At 71.4% G+C, this 6,003-nt stretch carries 4 protein-coding genes; 2 read left to right on the top strand and 2 right to left on the bottom strand.

The features are described 5' to 3' along the window. Together G6026_RS17905 and G6026_RS10245 are read right to left on the bottom strand one after the other, a co-directional pair. Nucleotides 1-1,835, bottom strand: a 1,835-nt coding sequence (locus G6026_RS17905; protein WP_182613115.1) for a peptidoglycan binding domain-containing protein, incomplete at its 3' end; no start/stop codon positions are given. A gap of 184 nt (nucleotides 1,836-2,019) precedes the next feature. Continuing rightward, nucleotides 2,020-3,333 carry an acetyl-CoA C-acetyltransferase gene (locus tag G6026_RS10245; protein ID WP_182613114.1) on the bottom strand — a complete coding sequence of 438 codons (1,314 nt, stop codon included), beginning with the start codon at nucleotides 3,331-3,333 and terminating at the stop codon, nucleotides 2,020-2,022. A gap of 116 nt (nucleotides 3,334-3,449) precedes the next feature. On the opposite strand from G6026_RS10245, the gene G6026_RS10240 reads away from it, so the two are divergent. After that, nucleotides 3,450-4,805, top strand: coding sequence for a 3-oxoacyl-ACP reductase (locus G6026_RS10240; protein WP_182613116.1), 1,356 nt, complete (start codon nucleotides 3,450-3,452; stop codon nucleotides 4,803-4,805). Between the two features lie 5 nt (nucleotides 4,806-4,810). After that, the gene (locus G6026_RS10235; protein ID WP_182613113.1) at nucleotides 4,811-5,746 is read left to right on the top strand and encodes a MaoC/PaaZ C-terminal domain-containing protein; all 936 of its coding nucleotides are present in this window, start codon (nucleotides 4,811-4,813) and stop codon (nucleotides 5,744-5,746) included. Nucleotides 5,747-6,003 lie beyond the last annotated feature (257 nt).

Raw genomic sequence — 6,003 nt, 5'->3', positions numbered from 1 at the left:
GTGGGTGACGGGCCCTCGACCCGACACTCGACGCGGACCCGGGGCGCGTACGTCGAGGACACGGTGTCGGTGCTGACCGTCTCCTCGCCCCGCTGGACCACACGGGTGACCCGGGCCGTGTACCCGTCGGCGCCCGGATCCGGTGTGCACCCGGGGCTGGTGACCACGCGGGTCTCGGCGCGGCGGAGGTCGGCCCGGGGGGCGGTCGAGATCCGCACCGTGTACTCGCGGGTCCCCCACAGCCGGACGGTGACCGAGCTGCCACTACCCGAGGCGTCGATCACCAGACCCGTGCCCTGCCCGTTGCGGAAGCCCACGTCCTCGGACGCGGTGGCGTCGCGCCCGGCGGGGAACTGCGCCCCGTCGACACCTCGGCCCGTCCTGACCAGCCCCTGCGCCCCGGACTCGAACGCGGCGTTGAAGAGCGCCGTGGCCACGGCGTCGGCGGACACGTCCCCCGAGACGACACCGGTGACATCGGACATGGAGAAGGTCTCGCCGGAAGGGATGAACTGCCCCGCGAGCGAGGCGATCATCGACTGCGCCCGTCCGCTGGCGCCCACCGCCACGGTGAATTCACCGACGGGCTCGCGGATCCCGGCCCTCTCGGCCTCCTCGGTGGTGACCTCCGGGTCCCGACCCACATAGGCGACGGGCAGCACGCGCGGCCCCTGCATGTCGGTGAGCTGTCCCGGGAGCGCACCGAGGAGCGGACCCCACGAGACGGTGCGCCCCTGGACGGCGGGGACGACGGAGGCGGTCGATCCGCTGAAGGAGAACGTGGCGTCCCGCCCCTCCTGCTCGGTCTCCTCCATCAGCGGCTCCAGGATCCCCTTCGCAGCATCCGCGTCGAACCGGGGCTCCAGCACGGCCCCGTCGCGCACGAAGGTCAGGTACTCGCCGATCCGGTCACGCGGGAAGAGGACGGGAACGGCGTGCGGGTCGTCGGGGTCGACCATTGTCAGCTCCCGCTCGGCGGGAACCGCCCGGTCCCTTCCCGGGGGCGGCGGCGGGGCCGGCAACCGCGTCGTGACGGTGGTGACGGGCGGCTCCGTCCCGTCCTCACGCATCCGCGAGGCCAGCAACGTCAGGTCACGCCCGGCGGCGGGCTCGGCGACATCGCGGATGAGCGCACGCACCTGGTCCGCCTGCGTCTCGGTGGGGGTGTAGTCGACGACGAGGTCGACCCCGTCGTCGTCGAGCCAGTGGGCGAGCACGGCATCGCGCGAGCTCTCGATCCGCAGGCGCTGGCCGTCCAACGGGATGGCGGAGCGGACCTCGTCCCGGTCGAACCAGATGGCGCCCTCCCGCGGTTCGAAGTCCGCCTGCAGGGCGAGCCTCTCCAGGAAGTCGGTGAGCCGCGCGTCGGGGATCACGCTCGCGATGCCCACCTCGGTGGACCACACCAGGCTGATCAGTCGCGTGACGGGGTTGAGGGGTTGCTCTCCCGCGCGGTCCAGGGTGCCCTGCCAGTCCACGGACAACCCGACCGACTGAGGATCGAGGGTGGTCGACACGACGCCGGCCCGGAGGTCGACCTCCTCGTCGACCCGTGGGCCCAGCTCACGGATGAGGAGCTGCTCGGCGTCGGCCGTGCGCATGCCGCCGACCTGGATCCCGGCCACCTCCGCACCGCGCGGCACCCGGCCGATGCTGTGGACGAGGTCGAAACCGTAGAGCACCGCCAGCCCCATGAACACACCGACTCCGGCGTGGATCCACCTCGACCGCACGCGGTAACGTCGCCGGTCGGCGGCCGCGGGATGCGGGCCGTCTCCCTCGAGCACGACAGGCCGGGCGGGGCCGGCGTCACCGGTGGTGGTGGATTCGTCCACTGGTTCTCACGCCTCCTCACGAGCGGGGACTCTCGACCCGGCGGGGCGCCGACCGGGGATGTCCCACCCGAACCACTGTGGCGTCCACTATGACGGACCGGTACCGATGAGTGCAGCCCCCGCGCCGTACGCGGGGGCTGCACTCAGGAAAACCAGCCGGGTGCCGACCCGGTCGGCGCCGGGGTCAGCGTTCGACGATCGCCGTGACGCCCTGACCGCCGGCGGCGCAGATCGAGATGAGTGCGCGGCCCGAGCCCTTCTCCTCCAGCAGCTTGGCGGTGGCGGCCAGGATGCGGGCTCCGGTGGCGGCGAACGGGTGCCCGGCCGCCAGCGACGAGCCGTTGACGTTGAGCCTGCTGCGATCGATCGACCCGAGCGCCGAATCCAGGCCCAGGCGCTCGGTGCAGTACTCCTCGGACTCCCAGGCCGCGAGCGTGGCCAGGACCTGCGAGGCGAAGGCCTCGTGGATCTCGTAGTAGTCGAAGTCCTGCAGGGTCAGGCCGTTGCGCTCGAGCAGACGCGGCACGGCGTAGGTGGGGGCCATGAGCAGCCCGTCCGGGGTGCGGCCGTCGTGACCGTGGATGAAGTCGACCGCCGCGGTCTCGGAGTCGACCAGGTAGGCACGGACCGGGAGCTTGTTCTCCTCCGCCCAGGCCTCGCTCGCCAGCAGGACCGCCGAGGCGCCGTCGGTGAGCGGCGTGGAGTTGCCGGCCGTCATGGTGGCCTCGGTGCCGTGGGCCTCGGCGTCACGCTTGCCGAACACCGGCTTGAGCTTCGCGAGCTTCTCCTCGGACGAGTCGGGACGCATGTTGTCGTCACGCGGCACGCCGAGGAACGGGGTGACCAGGTCGTCCTGGAAACCGGAGTCGTAGGAGGCGGCGAGGTTGCGGTGGCTCGCCGCGGCGAGTGCGTCCTGATCCTCGCGGGTCACGCCGAGCTCCCGCGCGGTGATGGCCGCGTGCTCGCCCATCGACAGGCCGGTGCGGGGCTCGGCGTTCTGCGGCTGCTCGGGGACCAGCGACTGCGGACGGATCTCGCCGAGCAGCTTGACCCGGTCCATCGCGCTCTTGGCCGACGCGACCTTGATGAGGATCTTGCGCAGGTCGTCGTTGACGGCCAGCGGGGCGTCGGAGGTGGTGTCGGTGCCGCCCGCGATACCGGCGTCGATGCGACCGACCGCGATCGCGTCAGCCACCTGGATGGCCGAGGCCAGGCCGGTGCCGCACGCCTGCTGTACGTCGTAGGCCGGGCTGGACGAGTCGAGCACCGAACCGATGACCGACTCGCGGGTGAGGTTGAAGTCACGGGCGTGCTTGAGAACGGCCCCCGCGGCGACCATCCCGACACGCTTACCCTGGAGGCTGTAACGGCTCGCGAGGCCGTCGATCGCCGCGGTGAGCATGTCCTGGTTCGAGGCGTCCGCGTACTTGCCGTTCGATCGGGCGAAGGGGATTCGGTTGCCGCCGACGATGGCGACCTTGCGGGGGCTGGTGGTCACGTGTGTCACTCCCGTTTTATCTCGGTATCCGGTGGCCCGTAGCGCGGCCCGACGAGTATTGTTACTCAGCGGTAAGTTACTTGTCGACCCGTACGACCGCACCTCTCCAGGAGATGATCGCCATGGCACAGGGCAACCTCGACCTCTACTCGCAGTTCGTGACCTCGGCCCCCGGGTCGTTCATCGCCGGCAAGGTCGGCCTCCCGCAGCCCGAGCAGCTCCGCCGCTACGAGGCCGGGCAGCCGGCCCTCCACGGCCCGGTCCTCGTCGGGGGCGAGGGCCGCCTCGTCGAACCGGTCCGCGCGATCCTGGAGTCGGATTACGAGCTGGCCGGGGCGGACGCCGAGGGCAAGTTCGCTGGCCTGGTATTCGACGCGACCGCCGTCCGCCGCGCCGAGGACCTCAAGGCACTGTTCGACTTCTTCAACCCCGTCGTCCGCCGCGTCGCCGCCTCCGGCCGCGTCGTCGTTCTGGGGACCCCACCGGAGGAGACCGGCTCGGTGGAGGAGCGCATCGCCCAGCGCGCGCTCGAGGGCTTCACCCGCTCGCTCGGCAAGGAGATGAAGCGCGGCACCACGGTCCAGCTGGTCTACGTCTCCGCCGACGCCGACACCGGCGCGTCGGGCCTCGAGTCCACGCTGCGCTTCATCCTCTCCGGTAAGTCCGCCTACGTCGACGCCCAGGTGTTCCGCGTGGGCGCCGGCGCGGCGACCGCCCCCGCCTCCTGGGACCGCCCCCTCGAGGGCAAGGTCGCAGTGGTCACCGGCGCGGCCCGGGGCATCGGTGCGGAGATCGCCGCCGTGCTCTCCCGCGACGGGGCGCACGTGATCTGCTGCGACGTCCCGGCCGCCGGCGAGTCGCTCTCCGCCACCGCCAACAAGGTGGGGGGCACGTCGCTCCCCCTCGACGTGACCGCCGCCGACGCCGCCGAGGTCCTGGCCAAGCACGTCCAGGAGCGTCACGAGGGCGTCGTGGACATCCTCGTCCACAACGCCGGTATCACCCGGGACAAGACCCTGGCCGGCATGGACGCCGCACGCTGGGACGCGGTCATGGCCGTCAACCTCATCGCCCCGGAGCGGATCACCGCCGAGCTCGCGGAGAAGGGCGTGCTCACCGAGGGCGGACGCGTCGTGGGTGTCTCCTCCATGGCCGGCATCGCCGGGAACCGCGGTCAGACCAACTACGCCGCCTCCAAGGCGGGTGTGATCGGGTTCGTCAACGGCGCCTCCGCCGAGCTGGCGTCCAAGAAGATCACCGTCAACGCCGTGGCCCCCGGCTTCATCGAGACCCAGATGACCGCCGCCATCCCCTTCGCCACCCGCGAGGCCGGCCGCCGGATGAACTCCATGCAGCAGGGCGGCCTGCCGGTCGACGTGGCCGAGACCATCGCCTACTTCGCCAGCCCCGCCTCGTCCGCGGTCACCGACAACGTGATCCGCGTGTGCGGCCAGTCCCTCCTGGGCGCGTGATCGCGGTGGACAACACGTCGTCAGGTGGCGCGGTTGAGTACACCCGCCTGCCCGCCATCCCCAACCTGCTCGCCCAGTACGCCAAGGCCGCGGTCGGCTCGGCCCCCGTGGTGGGTGGCAGGCGCGACGGGAAGTCGATGCCGGAGAAGGGCGTCGAGGTGGAGGGCGTCCGCGTGGACACGGCCAACCTCGCCGCCTACGCCCGGGTCTGCGACCTGCGGTTCGGTGACGTACTGCCGCTGACCTACCCGTTCACGCTGGCCTTCCCGCTGAGCATGCAGCTCATGTTGGACCCGGCCTACCCCGTGCCGGCCATGGGTTCGGTGCATCTGACCAACGAGATCGAATCCCACCGCCCGCTGCGGGTGGGCGACGCGCTGTCGATCCGCGCACGGGCCGAGAACCTGCGCGAACACCCCGCCGGCTTGCTGATCGACATCGTCACCGAGATCCGCACCGGCGACCACGACGAGCCGGCCTGGGTCCAGAGGTCCGGGCTGCTCTCCAAGCGCAGGACATCCCTCACCCCGCCCAAAGACGCGCCGCGGCCGCCGAAGCCCGAGCCGCCCACGGCCGCGGAGATCGGTGATCCCACCGTGGTCAAGTCGGTCTCCGAGTCACTGATCGCCGAGTACGCGTCGGTGTCCGGGGACCGCAACCCCATCCACGTCTCCAAGGTGGGCGCCAAGGCGTTCGGGTTCCCGAATGTCATCGCGCACGGGATGTGGACGGCGGCGACACTGCTCGGGGTGGTCGAAGGGGCGATCCCCGAACGGGCGCGTTACTCGGTCGAGTTCGGCAAGCCCGTGATCCTGCCGGCGAAACTGGGCATCTACGCCCGGCGCGGTGCCGGTGCCGACGATCCGGCCTGGTCGCTGCGGGTGCGCAACCCGCGCAAGCTCGAAACCGTGCACGCGACGGCCACCATCGAGGAGCTCTGACCGCACGACATCGACCCCGGTCGCCCGCCCCGAACCCGGGCGGGTGACCGGGGTTCGTCGTCGGTCCGGTTCCGCTCCACCGCGAATGGGCATATGTTCTGGGTCACACCGATTCTCGACAGCAGGGAGACCACCGTGCCCTTCTCTCCACCCCCGTCCGCCAACCGATCCCGACTGAGCCCCCGGCCCCGGCTGAGGTCCCAATCCGTGGTCGGCATCGTCGCCGCGGCAGCCCTCACCCTCACCCTGCCCGCCAC

This window comes from Dietzia sp. DQ11-38-2 (assembly GCF_014145055.1).
Lineage (GTDB): Bacteria > Actinomycetota > Actinomycetes > Mycobacteriales > Mycobacteriaceae > Dietzia.
The sequence above is the reverse complement of the archived record's forward strand: the minus strand, read 5'-3'. Positions and strand labels throughout refer to the sequence as shown.